This window comes from Mycolicibacter algericus DSM 45454 (assembly GCF_002086455.1).
Taxonomy (GTDB): domain Bacteria; phylum Actinomycetota; class Actinomycetes; order Mycobacteriales; family Mycobacteriaceae; genus Mycobacterium; species Mycobacterium algericum.
This window is the reverse complement of the sequence record NZ_MVHC01000010.1, coordinates 61,091-83,481: the sequence shown is the minus strand read 5'-3', so window position 1 is coordinate 83,481 and position 22,391 is coordinate 61,091. Positions and strand designations below refer to the sequence as shown.

Sequence of the window (22,391 nt, the reverse complement as noted above, 5' to 3'; positions counted from 1 at the left end):
CCGGTGAGGGACCTGCCCGGCTCGCCGGAGGTCCACCAGGCCCCGGAAACCGAGGCCAGCCTGGTGCGCCCGTACACGCTGACCGCGGGCCGCACCCACACCGAGGTCAACCTGCCGCTGGAGGCCCCGGTGCAGACGGTGCGCCCGGCGCAACCCAACCAGTGGCCGGCCGGTGATCCGCGCGGCCGTATCGTCGAACTGTGTCAGACCGGCCCGTCGGTTGCTGAGATCGCTGCTCGGCTGGACCTGCCGGTGGGTGTGGCACGGGTTCTGGTGGGGGATCTGGTCACGTCGGGATACCTTCGGGTGCGTCGCACGCTGAGCGAGGCTTCCACCCGGGACGAACGACGAGAACTGATAGGAAGGACGCTTCGTGGCCTACGAGCGCTCGGCTAGTCCGATCCGCCCAAGGGAGTCAGCGTCGACGAAGATCGTCATCGCCGGGGGGTTCGGGGTCGGCAAGACCACATTCGTCGGCACGGTCTCGGAGATCATCCCGCTGCGCACCGAGGCACTGGTCACCGACGCATCGGCGGCCGTCGACACGCTCGACGCCACCCCGGAGAAGCGGACCACCACGGTGGCGATGGACTTCGGCCGCATCACCTTGGCCGACGACCTGGTGCTGTACCTGTTCGGCACGCCGGGGCAGCGCCGGTTCTGGTTCATGTGGGACGACCTGGTTCGCGGCGCCATCGGCGCGATCATCCTGGCCGACTGCCGGCGGTTGCAGGACAGCTTCGCCGCCGTCGACTTCTTCGAGCACCGCAACCTGCCGTTTCTGATCGCGATCAACGAGTTCGACGGCGCCCCGCGCTATCCGGTCGCCGCGGTGCGCAAAGCACTGGCGTTGCCCGATCACATCCCGGTGATCACCGTCGATGCGCGCGACCAACGGTCCGCCCGCGATGCGCTCATCGCGATCAGCGAATACGCGCTGTCGGCGCTGGCGCCCGCCCAGGGCTGAGCGGGTGCCGCCCGGGGTGAAACCGGCTCAGCGCTTGAGCCGGATCTTCCACCACACCACCACGGCGTAGCAGACCGACAGCACTGCCAGCATCGCCATGTCGAGCAGCCAGATGCCCCGGGTGTGGTCCCACAGCCGGTCCTTGGGAATCTGCGGGGCGTTCATCAAGGTGTTGAAGTCGACGGTCGACCCGCCGGCCGCGTACCCCCAGCGCGCCGGCGTCAGCCAGGACATCTGGTCGAGACCGGTCCGGCCGCCGACCGGGATCATGCCGCTGGACAGCACCAGCTGCGACATGATCGACACCACCAGCATCGGCATGATCTGCTCGTTGGACTGGGCGAACGCCGACAGCGCCAAGCCGAGAATCGCCGAGGCCACGCAGGTGCCGGCCACCCCGAGGAACAGCTCGAAGTTCACGTTGCCGAACAGCACCGCGTCGCGCGCCGGGCCGCCCTTGCCCAGCACCACGATGGTGGTGGCGATCGCGGCTTGGACGGTGGCGAACACGCAGAACACCGCGACCTTGGCGAGCAGGTAGGCGACCGTCGACAGTCCGACGGCCTGCTCTCTTCGGAAGATCGGGCGTTCGCCGATCAGGTCGCGGATGGTCAGCGCGGTACCCATGAACACGGCGCCGATATTGAGCAGCACCATGATGTATCGCGGTTCGGTGGGGGCATCGGGCCCGGGTATGCCCAGCCCGTGGTCGCCCTCGACGGTCAACGACAAGATCCCGACGATGAACGGCAGCAAGGCCAGAAATATCGAGTAGCCACGGTCGGAGACGATCAGCCGGACCTGGCGGCGCGCGATCGTCGACAGTTGTTTGAGCAGACTGGTGGCCGCCGGTTTGCCGAGGTCGGCGGGGGGTGTCTCGGCCAGCGCCACCGAGGACCGCTGGCCCCCTTCGCGCTCCAGAAAGCGCCGGTTGGCTTCGTCGGGATCGGCGCCCACGTTGGCGAAGATGTCGGCCCAGTTGCGGGTTCCCAGGGCGGTGTCCACCTGGTCGGGCGGGCCGATGAATGCCGTCTTGCCGCCGGGGGCCAACAGCAGGATCTGGTCGCAGACATCGAGGTAGGCCACCGAGTGGGTGACCACCAGCACCACGCGTCCGGCGTCGGCGAGACCGCGCAGCATCAGCATGACCTGACGGTCCAGTGCCGGGTCCAGACCTGACGTCGGTTCGTCGAGCAGCAACAGCGACGGCCCGGTCAGCAGCTCCAACGCCACCGAGGCGCGTTTGCGCTGGCCGCCGGAGAGCTTGTCCACCCGGGTCTCGGCGTGCTTGGTCATCTCGAGTTCCTCGAGTACCTCCGCGACGGCCTGATCGCGATCGGCCTGGCTGCTGTCGGGCGGCAGCCGTAGCTCGGCGGCGTAGCCCAGCGCCTGGTTCACCGTCAACTGGCGGTGCACCACGTCGTCCTGCGGGACCATCCCGACCCGGCTGCGCAGCGAGGCGTAGTCGGCGTGGATGTTGTGGCCCTCGAACAGCACGGAGCCGGAGCTGGGCCGGGTGTAGCCGGCGATCAGCCGGGCCAGCGTGGTCTTGCCGGCGCCGGAGCCGCCGATGATCGCGGTCAATGTGCCCGGCCGGGCGGTCAGCGAGATGTTGTTGAGCAGCCGCTTGCCGCCCTCGACGTCGAAGCAGACGTCCCGAACTTCGAGCCCGCCACTGCCCGTCGCGGTCTCGGTGCGGCGTACCAGGCTGCCGCCGTGGAATTCCAGGTCGACGTTGCCGATCGTGACCAGGTCGCCCTCGGTGAGGATCGCCGAGCCGATCCGGACACCGTTGACGAACGTGCCGTTGATGCTTCGGCTGTCGCGGATCTCGGTGCCCAGCGGAGTCGGGATCAGCATGGCGTGGTGCCGGGAGGCCAGCACATCGGAGATGACGATGTCGTTGTCGGTGGCGCGCCCGATGGTCAACGCCCCGGCGGGCGCATCCGGCGGCGAGGCGGATCCGGGCCGCAGGATGTCGATCATCCGGGTGGCGAGGTTGCCGACCTCCGGTGGCTTCGCGGCCACCGGGGCCATCCGGGTGGACGGTTGCCGCGGTGGCAACGGCTCGGCGGGCGCGGGTGGCGCGAAACTCTGGCGCAGGGCCGCGTCGCCGGATGGACCGGCCCCCGGGTATGCCGGTTGCCGGTGGGTCAGCGGCGGGGGCTGATACGGCGGCGGGCCGGGCCGCAGCGGCTGCTGGATGCCGGGGTGTCCGGCCGAGCGCGGATCCGGGTAGTGCGCCGGTTCGGGGGGCACCGGCGCGGCGGGCCGGCCCGGGGGTTGCTGCGGCGGCCGGCCCGGGCGTGCGATTCCTGGCTGGCCCGGCTGCGGCACCTGGATCGAGACGGTCTGCGGCGGCCTGCCGGCCTGGCCCTGGTGCCGCCCGACCTCGAAGGACAGTCGCGGGCCGTCCGGGTTGCCCAGGTTGACACACTGGCCGTCGCGGATGTCGACCATCGGCACCCGCTGGCCGTTGACGTAAATGCCGTTCAGCGAGCCGTTGTCGATTCCGAGCCATCTGCCCTGCTCGAAGCGCAGCAGCAGGTGCGCGCGGGAGACCAGTGGATGCGGGATACGGATGTCGGCGCGCAGGTCACGCCCGATGACCACGTCGTGGCCTGCGGAGAATGTGCCTTGCGACCCGTCATAGCGCACGGTCAGCACCGGCGGAGCAGGGTGACTCATCGGATCAACTGTATCGGGCGGACAGAAGTGACCGCCGGTCCGCGCGCCGCGAGTCGGCGCGGATCCTCAGCGCAGGACGTCCGGGGCGCCGGTGACAACGCAGTGGGTGCGCTCATAGATCGTGGGCATGCACTGGTTGCAGTGGATGCATTCCGACACCGTCGCCGGCTCGGCCGCGATCCGGTTGACCAGGTCCGGTTCGGCCAGCAGCGCCCGGGCCATCGCGACGAACTCGAAGCCCTCGGCCATCGCCTGATCCATGGTCTCTCGGTTGGTGATGCCCCCCAACAGGATCAGCGGCAGCGACAGCTCGGCGCGGAACAGCCGGGCGTCGTCCAGCAGATAGGCGTCGTGGTACGGGTACTCGCGCAGGAACTTGTTGCCCGTCATCCGCATGCCCCAGCGCAACGGGGGCGGGAAGACGTTCGCGAACTCCTTGACCGGGGCATGCCCGCGGAACAGGTACATCGGGTTGACCAGCGAGCTGCCGGCGGTCAGCTCGAGGGCGTCCAGGCCGCCGTCGTCCTGCAGCCACTTGGCGGTGGTCAGCGACTCGTCCAGGCTGATGCCGCCGCGCACCCCGTCGGACATGTTGAGCTTCGCCGTCACGGCGATCTGGCCGGCGCCGTCCTTCTCGACGGCCTGGCGGACCGCCTGCACGATTCCGCGGGCCACCTTGGCCCGGTTGCCCAGCGAGCCGCCGAACTCGTCGGAGCGGCGGTTGATCAGCGGCGACAGGAACGAGCTGGCCAGATAGTTGTGACCGAGGTGGATCTCGACGGCGTCGAAGCCGGCGTCGACGGCGCAGCGGGCGGCGTCGGCGTGCTGGGCGATGACTGCGTCGATGTCGTCGCGGGTGGCCTTCTTGGCGAACCTCATGCCGATCGGGTTGAAGAACCGTACCGGCGCCAGCGCGCGGGCCTTGTTGGAGCGGGCGTCGGCGACCGGGCCGGCGTGGCCGATCTGCGCGCTGACCGCCGCCCCCTCGGCGTGTACGGCCTCGGTGAGCCGGCGCAGCCCGGGCAGGGCCTCCGGGCGCATCCACAGTCCGTCGTCGGAGGTGCGGCCGCCGCGGGAGACCGCGCAGTAGGCGACGGTGGTCATGCCCACCCCGCCGGCGGCCGGCAGCCGGTGGTAGGTGATCAGGTCGTCGGAGACCAGCGCGTCGGGGGTGCGGTTCTCGAAGGTGGCGGCCTTGATGACCCGATTGCGCAGCGTGATCGGGCCGAGCTTGGCCGGACTGAAGACGTCGGGAGCAGCAGGCATTCCCGGAGCTTAACCCCGACGGTGACGTCGGATCCGGCGGGGAATGTCACAATGTCCGGCGTGGGTGCGATCACGTTGGACGGCAAGGCCACGCGCGACGAGATCTTCGTCGACCTCAAAGCCCGGGTGGACAACCTCGCCCGGGCGGGCCGCATTCCGGGGCTGGGCACCATTTTGGTCGGCGACGACCCGGGCTCGCACGCCTACGTGCGCGGCAAGCACGCCGACTGCGCCAAGGTCGGCATCACCTCGCTCCGCCGCGACCTGCCGGCCGACGTCAGCGCGGCGCAGCTCGACGACACCATCGACGAGCTCAACGCCAACCCGGAGTGCACCGGTTACATCGTGCAGCTGCCGCTGCCCCGCCATCTCGACGAGAACGCCGCGCTGGAACGCGTCGACCCGGCCAAGGACGCCGACGGGCTGCACCCGACGAACCTGGGCTGGCTGGTGCTGGGAACCCCGGCGGCGCTGCCGTGCACGCCGCGCGGGATCGTGCACCTGCTGCGCCGCTACGACGTGCCGATCGCCGGCGCCCACGTGGTGGTGATCGGCCGCGGGGTGACCGTCGGGCGCCCGCTGGGCCTGCTGCTGACCCGCCGGTCGGAGAACGCCACGGTGACGTTGTGTCACACCGGAACCCGCAACCTGCCGGAGCTCACTCGCCAGGCCGACATCATCGTCGCCGGTGTCGGGGTGCCGCATCTGCTCACCGCGGACATGGTGCGTCCCGGGGCGGCCGTCGTCGACGTCGGCGTCAGCCGCACCGATGCCGGACTGGTCGGCGACGTGCATCCGGACGTGTGGGAGGTGGCCGGTCACGTGTCGCCCAACCCCGGCGGGGTCGGCCCGCTGACCCGGGCCTTCCTGCTGACCAACGTCGTCGAGCGGGTCGAGAGCGGACTGTGACGCGCGCGGACGTCCGCCGGCTGGTCGCCGCCCAGTGGCCGATCATGCTGGTCGGGCTGATCTTCGTGGCGGCGTTCGTGTTGGCCGGCGCGAACTTCTGGCGTCGCGGCGCCCTGCTGATCGGGATCGGCACCGCGGTGGCCGCCGCGCTGCGGCTGGTGTTGTCCGAGGAGCGGGCCGGGCTGCTGGTGCTGCGGGACCGGGGACTGGACTTCGCGACGATGACGACGGCCGCCACGGCGATGGTCTATATCGCCGCGACCGTCGACCCGCTGGGAACCAGCTGACGCTGCGGGCAGCGATTCGGCCTCACTTGGCCAGGGTGAATTGGTTGATGTCGAATCGCCCGGCGCGGAATTCCTCGGCGCAGCCGGTCAGGTACCGCATGTAGCGGTCGAAAACCGCCGCGGACTGCAGTTCGACGGCCTCGCACTCGTGCGCCTCCAGCGCTGCGGCCCAGTGGTCGAGGGTCATCGCGTAGTGCTGCTGCAGCGACTGGATGCGCTTCACCGTGAACCCCACCTTGACGGCGTGCTCCCTGACCAGACCGATCGACGGCAGCTGGCCGCCGGGGAAGATCTCCGTCATGAGGAATATCTGAAAGTCGGCCAGCTCGGGGGTCAGTGCCATGCCGTGTTCGACGATCTCCTGCGGTGACAGGCCGCAGATCGTGTGCAGCATCATCGTGCCGTCGTCGGGCAGCGCCTTGAAGGTCGTGGTGAAGAAGTCGTCGTAGCGGTCGTAGCCGAAGTGCTCGAACGCCCCGATGGACACGATCCGGTCCACCGGCTCGTCGAACTCCTCCCAGCCGGCCAGCAGCACCCGCCGGCTGCGCGGACTGTCCATCGCATCGAAGCGCGATTGCACATGGGCGGCTTGGTTTTTGCTCAGGGTCAGGCCGATCACGTTGACGTCGTATTGCTCGATGGCGCGCTGCATGGTGGTGCCCCAACCGCAGCCGACGTCGAGCAGCGTCATCTCCGGCTGCAGCCCGAGTTTGCTGAGCGAAAGGTCGATCTTGGCGAGTTGGGCTTCCTCCAGCGTCATGTCGTAGCGCTTGAAGTAGGCGCAGCTATAGGTCTGCGTCGGATCGAGAAACAGCCGATAGAAATCATCGGACAGGTCGTAATGGGCTTGTACATCAGCGAAATGCGGGGTCAAGCGTTGCGGCATGGGACGTGGCCTTTCGATCCGGCGGGGCCTGTGCGTGCCGCCCACAGGCCCGTCCCACCCCCGGCCGGCCGACGCCGCATACCCGTTGTCGCCGTGGGTAAACCAACCGCTTGTCGCGCTACCCGATGGCGGGGATGACCGGAATCGCCGGGATGGCCGGGATGCCGCCGGACAGACCGGGGATGCCGACCGACATCCCCGGGATCTGCGGCAGTTCCGGAAGCTGGCCGCTGGCCAGCTGCGCCAGCATCTGCGGGCAGTAGGCCTGCACCGCGATCTCGGTGAACAGCTGCGCCATCTCCGGCGACATGGCGGGCCCGCCGCCCAGTGCGGTGACCGGGGAGGCCACCGAGGCCGCGGTACCGGCCGGCTCGGTCAGCATCGGGCAGACGGACTGGCCCAGCTCCGCGGTCGCGGCCGGGTCGCCGACGGGCACGCCCGCCCCGGCAAGATCGGACAGGAACGAGGTGTCGATCGGACTCGCCTGTGCCGGCGCCGCGGCGCCGATCAGGCCGGCACATATCCCCAGGCCGGCCAGGGCCACGAAGCGTCGCATTATCTCCCCCGTCTATCTGCCCGGCGCCGAGCGGCACGGGGACTGGTGGTTGAAATTCTGCATCAAAGGGATAACGCCGACGAGTCGGCCGGGTCACGGTTTGCCTACGACGGGTCCAGCGTGGCCCGCACGCACACCGTGATGTAGGGCAGCGCCAGCCCGGCCGAACCGACCAGCGCCGGATGGGTGGCCAGCAGGTGGCGGACCTGATCCAGCGTCTTGGTGCGCACCGCGTCCGGTGAGGTGATGCAGTAGCTGCGGGAGGCGACCAGGTCGATCAGCGCCTGGGGAGTCAGGTAGTTGGTCCACTCCAGCTGGTGGTGTTCGATCGCACCGAACGGCGCCGGCAGTGTCACGCCGCCGTCGACGGCGTCGCGGGCGTCCTCGCGGCCGATGATCTCGCCGAGTTCCTTGACCCAGCCCAGCCGCTCGTCGCGGGTGTTCCACACCAAGCCCAGCCGGCCGCCCGGGCGCAGCACCCGGATCAGCTCGGGGATGGCCCGTGCCGGGTCGAACCAGTGCCAGGCCTGCGCCACCAGCACGGCGTCGACGCTGTCATCGGGCAGCGGGATCTGCTCGGCGGTGCCCAGCAGGGCCGGGGTCTGCGGCAGCGAGGTCTGCAGCACTTCGAGCATCTCGGCGATCGGGTCGACGGCCACCACGTTCAGGCCGCGCTCGACAAGCCGGGTGGTGAGCTTGCCGGTGCCGGCACCCAGATCCAGCACGTCGGCGGCGCCCGGTGGCAGCAGCCAGTCGATCGCCTCCGGCGGGTAGGACGGGCGGCCCCGTTCGTAGGCGGCCGCCTGCGAGCCGAACGACAGCGATCGATCGTGCCGGGGCTGCCGCGACCGGTTCACCGCCGGTGCACCCCCGCCGAGTCCGCCAAGTCCAGGGTCTGGCGGATCAATTCTCCGACGCGGTCGGTCTCCAGCAGGAAGCCGTCGTGGCCGTAGTCGGACTCGACCACTTGCAGGCGCGCGCAGCCGGGTAGCAGCTCGGCCAGCTCGGCCTGCAGGCGCAGCGGATACAGCCGGTCGGAGGTGATCCCGGCGACCACGGCCGGTACCGGGCAGTCGCGCAGGGCGGCGGCGACCCCGCCCCTGCCGCGGCCCACGTCGAAGCCGGACAGCGATTCGGTCAGCGTGACGTAACTGCCGGCGTCGAACCGCGCCACCAGCTTGCCGCCCTGATGGCCCAGGTAGCTCTCCACCGCGTAGCGGCCGCCGGCGGCCGGGTTCTCGCCATCCTGGGCGGTGTTGCCGAATCGCCGGTCGAGTTCGGCCTCGCCGCGGTAGGTCAGGTGCGCGATGCGCCGGGCGATCGCCAGCCCGCTCTCGGGACTGCGGCCGGTGCCGTGGTAGTCGCCGCCCTGCCAGTCCGGGTCGGCCTTGATCGCGGCGATCTGGGTGCTCTGGGTGCCGATCTGGTCGGCGGTCGCCCGGGCGCCGACGGCCAGCAGCAGGCCGGCGCGCACCCGGTCCGGGTGGCCGATCATCCACTCCAGCCCGCGGGCGCCGCCCATCGAACCGCCCACCACCGCGGCCACCTCGGTGATGCCGAGCGCGGCCAGGGCGGCGATGTCGGCTTCCACCTGATCGCGAATCGAGATGGCGGGAAACCGTGAGCCCCAGGGTTTCCCGTCGCGGGCCAGCGAACCCGGGCCGGTCGATCCGCGGCAGCCGCCCAGGGCGTTGGTGGCCACCGCGCACCAGCGGGAGGTGTCGATCGGGGCGCCGGGCCCGACGATCCCGTCCCACCAGCCCGCGGTGGGATGTCCGGGCCCGGCCGGCCCGGTGACATGGGAGTCCCCGGTCAGCGCGTGCAGCACCATGACGACGTTGTCGCGACGCGGCGACAGCTTGCCCCAGCGCTGCACGGCGATATGGACGTCATCGAGCACCGCTCCGCTCTCCAAGCGCAGCGGGCCGATGCCGACCGTGCCGGTCTCTCCCTCGGCGGGCAGCACGTGGGTCGAGAATTCCGAAATCGTCACCGTGGCCTCTTTGACAACCGCCTCAACGAGCCGCCAGCGCGGACGATTCGCCGAGCTGTGTTGCGGCTGCGGCGAACCCGAGTTCCAGGTCGGCCAAGATGTCATCGATGCCTTCGATGCCGACCGCCAGCCGGACCAGGCCCGGGGTGACGCCGGTGGACAGCAATTCGTCTCCGGAGAGCTGGCTGTGGGTGGTGGACGCGGGGTGGATCACCAGCGAGCGCACGTCACCGATGTTGGCGACGTGGCTGTGCAGCTGCAGCGCGTTGACGAATGCCTTGCCGGCCTCGATACCGCCGGCCACCTCGAACGAGAGCACCCCGCCGACCCCCTTCGGGGCGAGCTGCTGGGCCCGCTCGTACCACGGTGAGCTGGGCAGCCCGGCGTAGTTGACGCTCAGCACGTCGTCGCGGGCGGCCAGGAATTCCGCGACCCGCTGGGCGTTGGCGACGTGACGCTCGACCCGCAGGCTCAGCGTTTCCAGGCCCTGGGCGATCAGGAAGGCGTTGAACGGCGAGGCCACCGACCCGTAGTCGCGCATCAGCTGGGCACGGATCTTGATCGCGTAGGCCGGCGGACCCAGGTCGGCGTAGACCAGGCCGTTGTAGCTGGGGTCGGGGGTGGTGAACCCGGGGTGGCGACCCTGGGTCCAGTCGAAGTTGCCGCCGTCGACGATCACGCCGGCGATCGCGGTGCCGTGGCCGCCCAGGTACTTGGTGGCCGAGTGCACCACGATGTCGGCGCCCTGGCTGATCGGCTGGATCAGGTACGGGGTGGCGATGGTGTTGTCGACGATCAGCGGCACGCCGTGCTCGTGCGCCACCGCCGAGACACCCGGGGTGTCGAGGATGTCGATCTTGGGGTTGGAGATGCTCTCGGCGTAGAACGCCTTGGTGTTCGGCTGGACCGCCGCGACCCAGGACTCCAGGTTGTCGGGGTCCTCGACGAAGCTGACCTCGATGCCCAGCTTGGGCAGCGAGTAGCGGAACAGGTTGTAGGTGCCGCCGTACAGTCGCGGGCTGGCCACGATGTGGTCGCCGGTGCCGGCGAGGTTGAAGATCGCGAACGTGCTGGCGGCCTGGCCGGCCGACAGCAAGGTGGCGCCCACCCCGCCCTCGAGCGCGGCGATGCGTTCCTCGATGACGGCGTTGGTGGGGTTGGTCAGCCGGGTGTAGATGTTGCCCGGCTCGGCCAGCGCGAAGCGGGCCGCGGCCTCGTCGGTGTCGCTGAACAGGTACGAGGTGGTCTGGTAGATCGGCAGGGCGCGTGACCCGGTTTCCGGGTCACCGGCGTGGCCGACGTGGATCTGCTTGGTCTCGAACGACCAGTTGTTACCGGCGGTCATAGATAGATGCTTTCTGAAGAGAAGTGTTGTCGCTGGGGCAGGAGAGGTGTCAGCGACGACAACAACGGTCTGATCGGCGCAAGGAGGCACGCATCAGGTTCCCCTGTCTACTCGGGGGGCCCGTTGTGGCGGACCCGCGCTTGCCGCGTAGCCGGCGGTGGCTACTCAACCCGGTCAATCACCCGGGGCACCCCACCGCGGTTGGAGGGTTGCCGGCCAGCAAGCCGGGGCTTCGCGCTGGCACTCATGACCGCTTGGCAGCCTATCGCATCTATCGGAGGTGCCGCCACCTGCTCACCGGCCGGTGGCCGCCGTTGGCCGGTACGCGATACTTGAGGCCGCCGTGTACCACGCGGAACAACAGACATACGAACCCTGACGCCGGGAGAACAGCCATGTGCGCCGACCAGCCGACCATCATCTACACGCTGACCGACGAGGCGCCGCTGCTGGCGACGTACTCGTTCCTGCCGATCGTGCAGGCCTTCACCGAGCCCGCGGGCATCGCCGTCAAATCCAGTGACATCTCGCTGGCCGCGCGCATCCTGGCGGAGTTCCCCGATGTGCTCACCGAGGAGCAGCGGGTGCCCAACAACCTGGCCGAACTCGGGCGGCTGACCGAACTTCCCGACACCACGATCATCAAGTTGCCCAACATCAGCGCGTCGGTGCCGCAGCTGGTCGCCGCGATCAAGGAACTGCAGGGCAAGGGCTTCGCGTTGCCGGACTATCCGGCCGACCCCAAGACCGACGCCGAACGCCAGACCCACGACCGCTACGCCAAGTGTCTGGGCAGCGCCGTGAACCCGGTGCTGCGCCAAGGAAACTCCGACCGTCGTGCGCCCAAGGCGGTCAAGGAATACGCCCGCAAGCACCCGCACAGCATGGGGGAGTGGTCGCAGGCGTCGCGCACCCACGTGGCCACCATGCGCCATGGCGACTTCTACCACGGCGAGAAGTCGATGACGCTGGACCGCGCCCGTGACGTGAAGATGGAGCTGAAAACCAAGGGCGGCAAGACGATTGTGCTCAAGGAGAAGGTTGCCCTGTCCGACGGCATGATCATCGACTCGATGTTCATGAGCGTGCGCGCGCTGCGCGAGTTCTACGAACAGGAGATGGAGGACGCCCGCAAGACCGGCGTGATGTTCTCGCTGCACGTCAAGGCCACCATGATGAAGGTCAGCCACCCGATCGTGTTCGGCCACGCCATCAAGGTGTTCTACAAGGACGCGTTCGCCAAGCACCAGCAGCTCTTCGACGACCTGGGCGTCAACGTCAACAACGGCCTGGTCGACCTCTACGACAAGATCGAGACGCTGCCGGCCTCCCAGCGCGAAGAGATCATCGAGGACATGCACGCCTGCCACGAGCAGGGTCCCGAACTGGCGATGGTGGATTCGGCCAACGGCATCACCAACTTCCACTCGCCGTCGGATGTCATCGTCGACGCCTCGATGCCGGCGATGATCCGGGCCGGCGGCAAGATGTACGGCGCCGACGGGCGGACCAAGGACACCAAGGCGGTCAACCCCGAATCCACTTTCGCGCGGATCTACCAGGAGCTGATCAACTTCTGCAAGACCCACGGCCAGTTCGACCCGGCCACCATGGGCACCGTGCCCAACGTCGGCCTGATGGCACAGAAGGCCGAGGAATACGGCAGCCACGACAAGACCTTCGAGGTCCCCGAGGCCGGGGTCGCCGACATCGTGGACCTGGACACCGGTGAGGTACTGCTGACCCAGAACGTCGAGGCCGGTGACATCTGGCGGCTGTGCACGGTCACCGACGCCGCCATCCGCGACTGGGTGAAGCTGGCCGTGGAGCGCGCGCGGATCTCCGGCATGACGGTGGTGTTCTGGCTGGACACCGAGCGTCCGCACGAGGCCGAGCTGCGCAAGAAGGTGAAGGCCTACCTGGCCGACCACGACACCGAGGGCCTGGAGATCCAGATCATGCCGCAGGTGTGGGCGATGCGCTACACCCTGGAGCGGCTGATCCGCGGCCAGGACACCATCGCCGCGACCGGCAACATCCTGCGTGACTACCTCACCGACCTGTTCCCGATCCTGGAGCTGGGCACCAGCGCCAAGATGCTGTCGATCGTGCCGCTGATGGCCGGCGGCGGCATGTATGAGACCGGCGCCGGCGGTTCGGCGCCCAAGCACGTCAAGCAGCTGGTGGAGGAGAACCACTTGCGGTGGGACTCGCTCGGCGAGTTCCTGGCGCTGGGCGCCAGCTTCGACGACATGGGCGCCAAGACCGGCAACCGCGGCGCGAAGATCCTGGGGCAGACGCTGGACACGGCGATCGGCAGGCTGCTGGCCGACAACAAGAGCCCGTCGCGCAAGACCGGGGAGCTCGACAACCGCGGCAGCCAGTTCTTCCTGGCCAAGTACTGGGCGCAGGAGCTCGCCGCGCAGACCGAGGACGCCGCGCTGGCCGAGCACTTCGCCGCGGTGGCGAACGGGTTGGAGAAGAACCAGGACGTCATCCTCGACGAGCTGACCGTGGTGCAGGGCAAGGCGGTGGACATCGGCGGCTACTACGCGCCGGATCACGATCTGACGGCGGCGGTGATGCGGCCCAGCCCGACGCTCAACGCGGTGATCGCCGGCAAGGACTGACCGGACCGACCTCTGCCCACCCCGCCGAGCGGGAAATCCCCGACCAACACGCCCGGCGTCGTCGCGGATTTCCCACTCGACCGATGCTGACACGCTGCGCGTGCGAGAATTCGCCGGGTAAGGCGATGACGAGGTAGGAATCCGGTGCGAATCCGGCGGTTCAGCGAAGCTGGGACCGCCGCTTCAATTCCGGAGCGGTCCCGCCACTGTGATCGGGGGAGCGAAGCCCACCCGAGAGCCAGACACTCACGTCGTCGCGACCTGCGATTCGGGGCGGGCACCCCGAGGAAGCTGGCGAACGTGACCGCGCCGATTTGGATCGCGTCTCCCCCCGAAGTCCATTCGACGCTCCTGTCGGCCGGGCCCGGCGCCGGTCCGCTGCTGGCGTCGGCGGCGGCGTGGAGCGCGCTGAGCACCGAGTACGCCGAGATCGCTGACGAGCTGACGGCCCTGCTGGGCGCGGTGCAGGCCGGGGCGTGGCAGGGCCCGTCCGCCGAGGCGTACCTGACGGCCAACACCCCGTACCTGGCCTGGCTGATCCACGCCGCCGCCGACAGTTCGGTGATGGCCGCACAACAGCAGGTCGCGGCCTCGGCCTACAACGCCGCGCTGGCGGCGATGCCGACGATGGCCGAACTGGCGGCCAACCACGTCACGCACGCGGTGCTGGTGGCCACAAACTTCTTCGGCGTCAACACCATTCCCATCGCGCTCAACGAAGCCGATTACGGCCGGATGTGGCTGCAGGCGGCCACCGTGATGGCCAGCTATCAGGCCGTCGCCGGTGCGGCGGTGGCGTCGAGTCCGCAGGCCGTCGCCGCGCCGCAGATCGCCAAAGCCGAATCGGCCAGTTCGAGCGCTGCCAGCCAGCCGCAGCTGCCGCCGGATCGGCAGAACGACATCATGGAGTGGCTGCAGAACAGCGGCTACACCGATTTCTACAACAACGTGCTGCAGCCGATGATCAACGAACTGGCGGCCAACCCCTACCTGCAGTCGATGTTTGCCGGCTTCGATCCCTGGCTGCCCGTGCTGGGCAACCCGCTCAGCTTCTTCAGCCCCTACAACATCGCGTTCGCGCTGGGCTACCCGATGGACTTCGGGTCGTTCGCGGCCTATCTGTCGCAGACCTTCGCGTTCATCGCCGCCGACCTGGCCGCGGCGTTCGCCAGCGGCAACCCTGCCACCATCGCCGCCACCTTGCTGTTCACCGCGGTCGAGGCGATCGGCACCATCATCACCGACGTGATCGCCCTGCTCAAGACGCTGCTGGAGCAGGCGATCGTGCTGATTCCGGTGATGCTGCCGATGCTGACCGCCGCGTTGGCGCCGCTGGCCGCGGCACCGCTGGCCGGGCTGGCGGGATTGTCCGGGCTGGCCGCGCTGCACGCCGTGCCGGTTCCGGTCGTTCCGGTGGTCCCGCCGTTCGCCGGTCTGACGGTGGCGCCGACACCACCCGCCGCGGCGCCGACTCCCGCGCCCGCTCCGGCCCCGGCCCCGGCGCCCGCTCCGGTCGCCGGTGCGCCGCCTGCACCGCCGCCGCCAGCCGCGCCGCCGCTGGCGCCGGTGGACGGCATGTCCTACCTGTACATGGTGGCCGGCCTGGGCCAGCAGGCCCGCCGGGCGGCGGGCACCAGCGCGCGCCGCCGCAGGGCGCCCGAACCCGACGCCGCCGAGGTTCCGGCGGCCGCGGCCGCCGCCGAGGTGCAGGCCAAGGCCCGGCGGCGCCGTAAGGCGAAGGCCGACATGCTCGGCCGCGGCTATGAGTACATGGATTTGGACGATGCCCGGGATGTGGTGGCCGGCGCGGACAACACCGACCCGCCGGGCACCGAGCACGTGCTCCCCAGCGGTCTGACCGCCCTGGCCGGGGACGCATTCGGCGGGGTTACGGCACCGATGACACCGGGCACCTGGACGCGGGAACGTCGCAAGCTGGCCCCTTAGCGTGCGATAATGCGCCGGTAAGGCAACGACGGTGCAGGAAGCCGGTGAGAATCCGGCACGGTCCCGCCACTGTGATCGGGGAGCGACCCTCAACAGCCACGGCTCCGCTGGGAGTTGGAAGGCGAGGCGAGCGATGATCCGAGAGTCAGGACACTCACGTCGTCGCATCCTGCTACCCGGGGCGGTGTACCCCGAGAGAGCTGGTCGACGTGACCGCGCCTATTTGGATGGCGTCTCCGCCGGAAGTGCATTCAACCTTGTTATCGGCCGGTCCCGGCGCCGGCCCGCTGCTGGCATCGGCCGCCGCGTGGGCCGCGCTGTCGGCGAAGTACACCGCCACCGCCGATGAGCTGACCGCCCTGTTGGGCGCGGTGCAGGCCGGGGCCTGGCAGGGCCCGTCCGCGGAGGCGTTCGTGGCCGCCAACGCGCCCTACCTGGCGTGGTTGGTGCGTGCCGGTGCCGACGCCACGGCGGCCGCTGCCCAGCAGCAGACCGCGGCTGCCGCCTACAGCGGCGCGCTGGCGGCGATGCCGACGATGGCCGAGCTGGTGGCCAACCATGTCACGCATGCGGTGCTGGTGGGCACGAACTTCTTTGGCGTCAACACGATTCCGATCGCGCTGAACGAGGCCGACTACGCGCGGATGTGGCTGCAGGCTGCCACCGTGATGACCGCCTACGAGGCCACCGCGACCGCCGCGGTGGCGTCATCGCCGCAGACCGAGCCGGCGCCCCCGGTGCTCAAGGCCGCCGGGAGCGCGGACGCGACCGCGCCGGAGCCGCCCCAGTGGTTCCTCGACTTCGCGAAATGGCTCGAAGGACTCGTCCCCAGCCCGCCGTATCCCGACAGCAGCCAGTACCCGCTGTATGCGCAGTTGACCGAGTTCTTCGACAAGATCGGCTTCACCGGCATCTCGGGTCCGCTCGCCGATTTCTTCACGAGCCTGCAGAGCGGATCGTCGTTGTTGCCGCCGTGGGGCGTGCCCGGCTCGTGGCTGGGGTGGACCGGCAACCCGCTGAGCTATCTCAACCCGGCAAACCTGGCGTACATCTTCTCGGTGCCCCTGGATCCGGGGTCGTATTTCGCGTTCACCACCATCGTCATCGTCGACGATCTGCTGGCGATCATGTACACGGCGCTGTTCAACCCCCAGGGACTCGGCCTGGTGGTACCGCTGGCGATGGTCGAGATCGTCGGCGCGACGATCGGTAACACCATTCAGGCACTCAACTACCTGATCACCCAGACGGCACTGATACCCGCATTGCTGCCCGCGCTGGCCGCCACGAGCGTGCTGGCCCCGGCCGGGGTGCTCGGCGGCCTGGGCATCGGCGGCTTGGCGCACCACTTCGCGGCGGCCGCCGCGGTGCCGCCGCCTCCCACACCTGCCGGGCCGCCGTCGGTCACCATGCCGGCCTACATGTACATGGTCGGGGGCCTGGACATGGGTGCCCGACGCGCATCAGGAACCAGTGCCCGCAAGAAGCCGGTGCCCAAGCCGGACAGCGCGGACATCCCCGCAGCCGAGGCGGCCGAGCAGACCGCGCCCCGGCGGCGGCGGCGCAAGTCGACGGCCGACATGTTGGGCCGCGGCCATGAGTACATGGATCTGGAACCCGAGCCGGCACTGGTGGCGGCTTCGGATCGGGGTGCGGCACAAGGCTTCGCCGGTGGCTCGCACCGGGGGGCGGGCGCCCGCCCGGCCGGGCTGACCGCGCTGGCCGACGACGGATTCGGCGGTGGCGCGGTCAGCCCGATGATGCCCAATACCTGGCCGGCCGACGAGACCTAACCGCGGGTCTGATGCGGCGGTCCAGCTTCGGCTCTCCTGCGTCGAGCCTTGCTAACCGCCGGGTCTGATGCGGCGGTCCAGCTGCGGCTCTCCTGCGTCGAGCCTTGCTAACCGCCGCAGCGGATCCGAGCCCCGCTGCGGTCCAACGGGTCCGGTCCCAGCCCCAGGTACTTCTCGCGCAACTTGTCCCACAGCTCCAGCTGGCCCCACTCGGGCTCCTCACGGATCTGCTGGTCGTTGGTGAGGAACGGATTGGGCAGCATCAGCGTCATCATCTGCTCGTCGCGGCCGTTGAACAGGCGCACTCCCCACGACATCGGGTTGCCGTCCTTGCCGATCCGGCGATACAGCTCCGCTCGGGTGCAGCGGCGGATCCGGCCCAGCTCGGAGCCGCTGGCCCGGTGCTTGCCGATGCACAGGTGAAAGTGCCAGCGGCCGAAATCGACGGTGGCGTAGCCGTCGAGCATCGCGATCTTGCGCGGCGCATTCGGTGCGGCCACCTCCCAGGCGGCGCCCTGCATGATGATGCCGAACCAGATCTCGTCCCAGTACTCGTCGAAGCACAGGTGCAGCAGATCCAACAGGCTCTGCTGATCGGTGGGCAGCGGCCACAGCTGTTCGCGGCCACGGTCTTCGGTGTCGACGATCGGGGGATCGGCGACGATCTCGGTGGCGGTTTCGGTCATGTGAATCCCTTCTTATCGGGTGTGCGAATCTCGGGCTTATGGGTGAGTGCGCAGTCGATGCATAACCCGCCGTCGGGCGTGCGGTAGAACAGGCAGCAGGTGGCGCGCCGGTAGTCGGTGCCTGAGTCGTTGAAACGTATTGTGTCGGTGAGTCGTTCGTCGTCGCACACCGTTCGTGCGAGCTCCCAGCACGGTTCGGCCGCCAGCTGTGCACCGTGATGGCGGTGCAGCGCACGGGCGGCGCCCAGCGCGGCGGAGGCGGCATTGCCGTACAGCAGTTTCTCCGAGATCGAACCGAGCCGTCGCACCGCGGCGGCCAGCGGTGTCAGGTGCCTGCTCAAGACGATGTCGGCGAGCCGAGACGCCAGGTCCGGTCCCTGCCAGGCCATGGGATTCGCCAGGTGCAGCCGCACCGTTCCGCCGGATTCGGAGTACCAGAGCTCACCGGGGTCAAGGTCCAACAGCAGGCCGTGTTCGGCGATCCCGCCCAGCCCGATCGACCACAGCCGCGCCGCGAAGCCCAGGAAGAAGGTCGAGGCGGCCACCCGAAAATCCGATGCGCCGATCCGGTCTCGCACGGTGCCGACCGCATCGGCGAGCAGATCTTCGTCGGTATAGAGCTGTGTCACCGGGCGCCAGCCGCCGCCTTCGACCGGCCCGGTGGACACCGCGAAATACGGGCTGACGTCCGCCAGTTCAGCCAACGCGGAGACCACCCGGTCGGCCGGTGCGCAGCGGTGTGGGCCGGTGGGCAGCGTGCGCAACCGCTGCGGCAGGTCGCGCATCGCGGTGTGGGTGGTCGACGTCGCGCAGCGCAGCGTGACCGCGCCGGGATCGGTTGCGGTGACGAGAAGTTCACAGTTCTCGCCTGGCTCGGCGGTGTCCCAGCCCTCCCGCGACAGCACCCGCAGTAGTGCGGTGCGCAACGGTTCGCCGGCGTCGATGCGCGCGGATCGGCGCTCACCGCCTTCGGTGCCGAACGCGAACATGCCGCTGCCCGGGTCGAAACGCAGTGTGTCGGTGTCGAACATCGCCCCGATGCGCCCGGACAGCATCAGCTCCTCGCCGACGGTGTCGACCAGGGTGCCGGCCGGGTCCAGCAGCCACACCCGGTCGGCCACCCGCAGCGCCAATTCCAGGTCGTGGGTGCTGAGCACCACCGCCAACTGCTGGTCGCGGGCCAGTTTGCGGAGCAGCCCGAACAGCCCGGCCCGCGACGACACGTCCAGGAACGCGGTCGGCTCGTCGAGGATCAGCAGCCCGGGCTGCTGCGCCAGCGCACGCGCGGTCAGCACACGCTGACATTCACCGTCGGACAACTCCACGGCCGGTCGCGACGCCAGATGCTGGGCACCGGTCGCGGCCAGCGCCCAGTCGACGATCTCCTCGTCGGCGGGACGCAGCCGAGACCCCAACCCCAGGTGCGGGATACGGCCGAGGCCCACCAGTGCTCGCGCCGACAGCAGGCCCGGGTCGATCCGCTCGGTCAACACCACCGCGACCCGGCGGGCCAGTTCGTCGCGGGGCAGGCCGGTCAGGTCGGCGCCGTCCAGCAGCACGCGGCCACCGAGTGCGGGCTGCAATCCGGCCAGGGTGCGGATCAAGGTGGACTTGCCGGCGCCGTTGGGCCCGATCAGCACGGTCAGCTCGCCGCGGCGGGCCTGCGCGCTCAAGCCGTTGGCCACCGTCGTCGACCGGCGCCTGCGGCGGTAGCCGATCGCCAGGTCGACGAGCTCAACCGCCGCCACCGACGGCATGAGGTCGGACGTCATGCGGCGGTCCCAGCTTCGCCTCTCCTCCGTCGAGTCTCGCTGAACAGCCGGTGTCATGACGGCATCCCCGATCCGCGGCGGGCCCGCAGTAGCACGGTGATCACCACCGGCGCCCCAACCAGCGCGGTCACCGCGTTGATCGGGATGACCAGATCGCTGCCCGGGACCTGGCTGACAATGCCGCACGCCAGCGCGGCGACCGCGCCCAGCAACATCACCGTCGGCAGCACCATCCGGTGGTCGGAGGTGCCCACGGCGATGCGGGCCACGTGCGGAACCACCAGTCCGAGGAAGGCGATCGGCCCGCAGAACGCGGTCGTCACCCCCGCCAGCAGTGATGCCGAGGCGACCGTGACGATGCGGGCGCGGTGCACGTTGATGCCCATGGTCGCCGCGTAACTCTCACCGAGCAGCAGGGCGTTGAGCGGCCGGATCGTCATCGCCGCGGCGATCAGCCCGACGGCCACCAGCGGCAGCAGCAGCCGTAGGTCGGTCCAGCCGGTTGCGGCGAAACTGCCCAAGCCCCACAGCAGATACTGCTGCACCCGCTGCGGGTCGGAGTACACCAGCGCCAGGCTCACCAGCGCGGTGCTGGCCGCGCCGATCATCACCCCGATCAGCAGCAGCGTCGCCGCCGAGCGGGTCCAACGCGACAACACCAGCACCAGCGTCAACATCGCCGCCGCGCCGAGTGCCGCCGCGAGCACCTCCCCGGCGCGGCTGCCCCCGGTGGTGCGGAAACCGGCGCCGGCGGCACCGCCGGCCAGCACCACCAGCGCCACACCCAGGCTGGCCCCGGAGCTGACCCCGAGGATGTAGGGGTCGGCCAGGGTGTTGCGGAACAGCGTCTGTAGTTGCAGGCCGGCGACCCCGAGGGCGGACCCGGCGGCCAGCGCGGTGAGCACCCGCGGCAGCCGCATGTTCGCCACGATCACCTGCCAGCGGGGATCCGATGCTTCGGCGCCGAGCAGCACCCGCACGGTGTCGGCCAGCGGTACCCGCACCGGCCCCAGCGCCAGCCCCAGCAGCGTCAGCGCCAGCACCGCGGCGATCAGCCCGGCCAGCACCAGCGTCGCGCGCCCGGGCCGCACCGCGGCGGCCGTCATCGCGGCACCTGCCGGTAGAACTCGAAATCATGCCCGGAGCCCAGCTCGGGATGCAGGATCGCGACCAGGTCGCCGAGCAGCAGATCCGGTCGCGCGGTGCCGCGTTCCCAGTACAGATTGCCACCGCCGGGCCCGATCGCCTTGGTCGCCGACCACACCTGGCCGGTGCGGACCGCGGCGAGTTCGCCGTAGCGGCTGTCGCGTGCCACCGCGTCATCGACGGTTGCCCAGTCGTCGGTGACCAGCCACAGCGGTGCGTCTGCCGCGCGGGTGTAGACCGATTCGAAATTCAGCTGCCGGCTCTCGGCGCCGTCGTCGGGGAGCCAGGGGTAGCTGCCGCCGGCGTCGGCCACCAGGCGCCCGGAGTAACTGGCGCCGGTCGGCATGGACCAGTGGCCCGAGTACATGGTGCCGACCAGCACCTTGGTCGGCGCGGCCCCCGAGGCCTGCGCGGCCAGCGCCCGGTAGCGGTCGCGGATGCCCTGATAGACCTGCCCGGCCCGGCGTTCGGCGCCGGTCAGCGCGGCGAACATCTTGATCCACTCGGCGCGGCCCAGCGGGGTGGGCTCCAACCATTCGGCGTCGGCGACCACCGGCAGGCCGGCCTCCCGCAACTTGGGGTAGCCGGCGTCGTCCATGCCCTGGGTGACCAGCACGTCGGGGCCGGCGTGCAGCACGCTTTCGATGTTGACCTGCCCGCCGGGTGCGTAGCCGACGGTCTCACCGGCGTCGATGCGCTCGCGGATCTGCGGATCGGCGACCGCGGCCGGGCTCGCCACCCCGGCCACCACGTCGGCCTCGCCGAGTTCGGTGATCATCGCCAGATGCGTCGTCGAACCCGAATACAGCCTGCGCACCGGGACGGTGATGCGTTGGGCGGCAGCCAGTTCGCCGCTCAGTGCCGGGGCAGGCGCCCCGCAGCGCACCAACACATAGGACACCGGCTTGCCGCCGAGATAGGGGCGGTGCACGGTCAGGATCTGATAGCTGCGGTGGTATTCGATGGCGAAGTTGGCGGCATCCGACAGCGTCGATTTGTCCGGAAAGTAGTCAGTGTGCGGATCGAAGTCGGTGATGCAGTCCTGCCGCCCGTCGGCGGTGCGGGGGGCGTGCTCGGCCGAGCAGCCGGCCAGCGCCAGGGCCAGCGCGGTGGCCAGCACGGGGACTACCCGCAGTGCACGGGACATGGGCGTGCATCAGCTTCCTCGGGGTACACCGCCCCGGTTCGCAGGACGCGATGACGTGAGTCTCCTGGCTCTCGGATCACTGCTCGCCTCGCCTTCCAGCCCCACACGTGGCGGACCGTGGCCGATGAGGGTCACTCCCCGATGACAGTGGCGGGACCGCGCCGGATTCACACCGGCTTCCTCACTGTGTTGCCATCGCCTTACCGGCGACATTCTTGCATGCCGCGCTGGGCTAGGCTGGCCGCCGTCTCGTGGCATCAGGAACCCGGTGGAATTCCGGGGCGGTTCCGCCACTGTGAGGAGCGCCGGTTCGCGCTTCGTCAGCCAGACACTGGCCGCGGGACACCCGACCGGATGGGGCGCGAACCCCGAG

Annotated in this window: 18 protein-coding genes and 5 riboswitches; of the genes, 7 read left to right on the top strand and 11 right to left on the bottom strand. The window is 69.8% G+C overall.

Annotated elements, in window-relative coordinates:
• Positions 1-3 precede the first annotated feature (3 nt).
• Positions 4-396, top strand: coding sequence for a DUF742 domain-containing protein (locus BST10_RS12105; RefSeq protein ID WP_013830127.1), 393 nt, complete (start codon positions 4-6; stop codon positions 394-396).
• Positions 397-400: 4 nt separating this feature from the next.
• Positions 401-967: a GTP-binding protein gene (locus BST10_RS12100; RefSeq protein WP_109559486.1), complete on the top strand. Its 567-nt coding sequence runs from the start codon at positions 401-403 to the stop codon at positions 965-967.
• Positions 968-994: 27 nt separating this feature from the next.
• Here BST10_RS12100 and BST10_RS12095 read toward each other — a convergent pair whose 3' ends face one another.
• Both BST10_RS12095 and BST10_RS12090 read right to left on the bottom strand, forming a co-directional pair.
• Complete coding sequence (locus BST10_RS12095; RefSeq protein WP_041318573.1) at positions 995-3,655, bottom strand: ATP-binding cassette domain-containing protein; 2,661 nt, start codon at positions 3,653-3,655, stop codon at positions 995-997.
• Between the two features lie 66 nt (positions 3,656-3,721).
• Positions 3,722-4,921, bottom strand: coding sequence for an NADH:flavin oxidoreductase (locus tag BST10_RS12090; RefSeq protein WP_013830124.1), 1,200 nt, complete (start codon positions 4,919-4,921; stop codon positions 3,722-3,724).
• Between the two features lie 60 nt (positions 4,922-4,981).
• Between BST10_RS12090 and BST10_RS12085 the strand changes: the two genes are divergently transcribed.
• Both BST10_RS12085 and BST10_RS12080 read left to right on the top strand, forming a co-directional pair.
• Entirely contained in the window at positions 4,982-5,830 is an 849-nt protein-coding gene (locus BST10_RS12085) for a bifunctional methylenetetrahydrofolate dehydrogenase/methenyltetrahydrofolate cyclohydrolase (protein ID WP_083037993.1), read from the top strand.
• A gap of 44 nt (positions 5,831-5,874) precedes the next feature.
• Entirely contained in the window at positions 5,875-6,117 is a 243-nt protein-coding gene (locus BST10_RS12080; RefSeq protein ID WP_049793046.1) for a DUF3017 domain-containing protein, read from the top strand.
• A 22-nt stretch (positions 6,118-6,139) separates the two neighbouring features.
• Here BST10_RS12080 and BST10_RS12075 read toward each other — a convergent pair whose 3' ends face one another.
• The 5 genes from BST10_RS12075 to BST10_RS12055 all read right to left on the bottom strand — a co-directional run bounded on the left by BST10_RS12075 (position 6,140) and on the right by BST10_RS12055 (position 10,897).
• Positions 6,140-7,003: a cyclopropane mycolic acid synthase family methyltransferase gene (locus tag BST10_RS12075; RefSeq protein ID WP_083037955.1), complete on the bottom strand. Its 864-nt coding sequence runs from the start codon at positions 7,001-7,003 to the stop codon at positions 6,140-6,142.
• Between the two features lie 118 nt (positions 7,004-7,121).
• Positions 7,122-7,559, bottom strand: coding sequence for a DUF732 domain-containing protein (locus BST10_RS12070; RefSeq protein ID WP_083037954.1), 438 nt, complete (start codon positions 7,557-7,559; stop codon positions 7,122-7,124).
• A 104-nt stretch (positions 7,560-7,663) separates the two neighbouring features.
• Complete coding sequence (locus BST10_RS12065) at positions 7,664-8,416, bottom strand: class I SAM-dependent methyltransferase (protein WP_083037953.1); 753 nt, start codon at positions 8,414-8,416, stop codon at positions 7,664-7,666.
• Positions 8,413-9,552 carry a homoserine O-acetyltransferase MetX gene (gene metX / locus BST10_RS12060; RefSeq protein ID WP_083037952.1) on the bottom strand — a complete coding sequence of 380 codons (1,140 nt, stop codon included), beginning with the start codon at positions 9,550-9,552 and terminating at the stop codon, positions 8,413-8,415. The genes BST10_RS12065 and metX overlap by 4 nt, the downstream gene beginning before the upstream one ends.
• A gap of 22 nt (positions 9,553-9,574) precedes the next feature.
• The gene (locus BST10_RS12055) at positions 9,575-10,897 is read right to left on the bottom strand and encodes a bifunctional o-acetylhomoserine/o-acetylserine sulfhydrylase (protein WP_083037951.1); all 1,323 of its coding nucleotides are present in this window, start codon (positions 10,895-10,897) and stop codon (positions 9,575-9,577) included.
• Between the two features lie 131 nt (positions 10,898-11,028).
• A riboswitch (SAM riboswitch) is annotated at positions 11,029-11,149 on the bottom strand.
• Positions 11,150-11,292: 143 nt separating this feature from the next.
• Between BST10_RS12055 and BST10_RS12050 the strand changes: the two genes are divergently transcribed.
• The 3 genes from BST10_RS12050 (at position 11,293) to BST10_RS12040 (ending at position 17,267) form a co-directional block, all read left to right on the top strand.
• Positions 11,293-13,527 (top strand): NADP-dependent isocitrate dehydrogenase, encoded by a 2,235-nt coding sequence (locus BST10_RS12050; RefSeq protein ID WP_083037950.1) that lies wholly within the window; start codon positions 11,293-11,295, stop codon positions 13,525-13,527.
• An 88-nt stretch (positions 13,528-13,615) separates the two neighbouring features.
• Positions 13,616-13,792: riboswitch (cobalamin riboswitch) on the top strand.
• Positions 13,793-13,827: 35 nt separating this feature from the next.
• Entirely contained in the window at positions 13,828-15,474 is a 1,647-nt protein-coding gene (locus BST10_RS12045) for a PPE domain-containing protein (RefSeq protein WP_083037948.1), read from the top strand.
• A riboswitch (cobalamin riboswitch) is annotated at positions 15,467-15,650 on the top strand. (Overlaps the previous gene by 8 nt.)
• A gap of 33 nt (positions 15,651-15,683) precedes the next feature.
• Positions 15,684-17,267, top strand: a complete 1,584-nt coding sequence (locus BST10_RS12040; RefSeq protein WP_083037946.1) for a PPE family protein — start codon at positions 15,684-15,686, stop codon at positions 17,265-17,267.
• A gap of 107 nt (positions 17,268-17,374) precedes the next feature.
• On the opposite strand, the gene BST10_RS12035 is transcribed toward BST10_RS12040, so the two are convergent.
• From BST10_RS12035 to BST10_RS12020, 4 genes are read right to left on the bottom strand one after another with little or no spacing between them, the layout of a single operon-like run.
• Entirely contained in the window at positions 17,375-17,953 is a 579-nt protein-coding gene (locus BST10_RS12035; protein WP_083037944.1) for a DUF7676 family protein, read from the bottom strand.
• Complete coding sequence (locus tag BST10_RS12030; RefSeq protein WP_235673638.1) at positions 17,950-19,725, bottom strand: ATP-binding cassette domain-containing protein; 1,776 nt, start codon at positions 19,723-19,725, stop codon at positions 17,950-17,952. Before BST10_RS12030 ends, BST10_RS12035 begins: the two co-directional genes overlap by 4 nt.
• A 53-nt stretch (positions 19,726-19,778) precedes the next feature.
• Complete coding sequence (locus BST10_RS12025) at positions 19,779-20,831, bottom strand: FecCD family ABC transporter permease (RefSeq protein ID WP_083037942.1); 1,053 nt, start codon at positions 20,829-20,831, stop codon at positions 19,779-19,781.
• Entirely contained in the window at positions 20,828-22,018 is a 1,191-nt protein-coding gene (locus BST10_RS12020; RefSeq protein ID WP_083037940.1) for an ABC transporter substrate-binding protein, read from the bottom strand. Before BST10_RS12020 ends, BST10_RS12025 begins: the two co-directional genes overlap by 4 nt.
• A gap of 37 nt (positions 22,019-22,055) precedes the next feature.
• A riboswitch (cobalamin riboswitch) is annotated at positions 22,056-22,248 on the bottom strand.
• 5 nt (positions 22,249-22,253) lie between these two features.
• A riboswitch (cobalamin riboswitch) is annotated at positions 22,254-22,372 on the top strand.
• The last annotated feature ends 19 nt before the right edge of the window (positions 22,373-22,391 follow it).